Raw genomic sequence first — 1474 nt, 5'->3', positions numbered from 1 at the left:
ATGATCCGGTCCAAGGGCGAGGCCGGCACCGGGGACGTCTCCAACGCCACCACGCACATGCGCCAGATCCGTGCCGAGATCAAGAAGCTCGCCGGCATGGCCGAGGACGAGCTCTACGTCGCGGCCAAGGAGCTGCAGGCCCCGTACGAACTGGTCAAGGAAGTTGCCGCGACCGGCAAGCTCCCGGTGGTGCTGTTCACCGCCGGCGGCATCGCCACCCCGGCCGACGCCGCGATGATGATGCAGCTCGGCGCCGACGGCGTGTTCGTCGGCTCCGGCATCTTCAAGTCCGGCAACCCGGCCCAGCGGGCCGCCGCCGTCGTGAAGGCCACCACGTTCTACGACGACCCGGACGAGATCGCCAAGGCCTCCCGCGGCCTGGGCGAGGCCATGGTCGGCATCAACGTCGACGAGATCCCGCAGCCGCACCGCCTCGCCGAGCGCGGCTGGTAGCTCAGCAGAACATCGGCGACAGGCGCGCCTAACCCGCTTGGCTTAGTAAGAGAGACTGCAGAGGCTCCATAAGCGAGGCGCCTCGGCGCCGAGTTTGTGGAGAAGCAGTCGAACGCCGCCCTTCGCCTTGCGCTTCTGATTGAACGACGACGGCGGCCCGTCACCACGGGACGGCCGCCAGGTTCAGCCCGCCCACCTCCACAGCCGGGGCCGCCGCCCGTTTTAAGACATAAGAAAACCCCTCCGTCCCGGCCAAAATCGCCGGAACGGAGGGGTTCGTGGGGCCCCCTGTCGGATTCGAACCGACGACCCCCGCTTTACAAGAGCGGTGCTCTGGCCAACTGAGCTAAGGAGGCATTCCTGCTGCCTGACACAACTCCGGGCCACAAAATGGCGTGGATGTCAGGACGCTAGACAAGATTAGCCCACCGACGCCCGGTGAGAAAAACCCAGAGAAAAACGCGCAACGCCCCTCCCGCCCAGCGAAGGCCTAAAGCGAACCCAAAGCAATGGCCCGGCCCCGGAACGATCCGGTGCCGGGCCATCAACTAGGCGCGCCTAACCCGCTTGGCTTAGTAAGAGAGACTGCAGAGGCTCCATAAGCGAGGCGCCTCGGCGCCGAGTTTGTGGAGAAGCAGTCGAACGCCGCCCTTCGCCTTGCGCTTCTGATTGAACGACGACGGCGGCCCGTCACCACGGGACGGCCGCCAGGTTCAGCCCGCCCACCTCCACAGCCGGGGCCGCCGCCCGTTTTAAGACATAAGAAAACCCCTCCGTCCCGGCCAAAATCGCCGGAACGGAGGGGTTCGTGGGGCCCCCTGTCGGATTCGAACCGACGACCCCCGCTTTACAAGAGCGGTGCTCTGGCCAACTGAGCTAAGGAGGCATTCCTGCTGCCTGACACAACTCCGGGCCACAAAATGGCGTGGATGTCAGGACGCTAGACAAGATTAGCCCACCGACGCCCGGTGAGAAAAACCCAGAGAAAAACGCGCAACGCCCCTCCCGCCCAGCGAAGGCC

The 1474-nt window shown here is 65.5% G+C and carries 2 tRNA genes and 1 pseudogene; 1 reads left to right on the top strand and 2 read right to left on the bottom strand.

Going from position 1 to position 1474, the window contains the following annotated elements:
• Positions 1 to 453, top strand: a pseudogene (locus Y706_RS0120735) (pyridoxal 5'-phosphate synthase lyase subunit PdxS); the annotation flags it as partial.
• Positions 454 to 732: 279 nt separating this feature from the next.
• Here the strand turns inward: Y706_RS0120735 and Y706_RS0120730 are convergent.
• A tRNA-Thr gene (locus tag Y706_RS0120730) sits at positions 733 to 809 on the bottom strand.
• Positions 810 to 1262: 453 nt separating this feature from the next.
• Positions 1263 to 1339 (bottom strand) — tRNA-Thr (locus tag Y706_RS0120725).
• Positions 1340 to 1474 lie beyond the last annotated feature (135 nt).

The organism is Arthrobacter sp. I3 (assembly GCF_000520575.1).
Taxonomy (GTDB): Bacteria; Actinomycetota; Actinomycetes; order Actinomycetales; family Micrococcaceae; genus Arthrobacter; species Arthrobacter humicola_A.
This window is presented reverse-complemented; position numbering and strand designations above follow the sequence as displayed.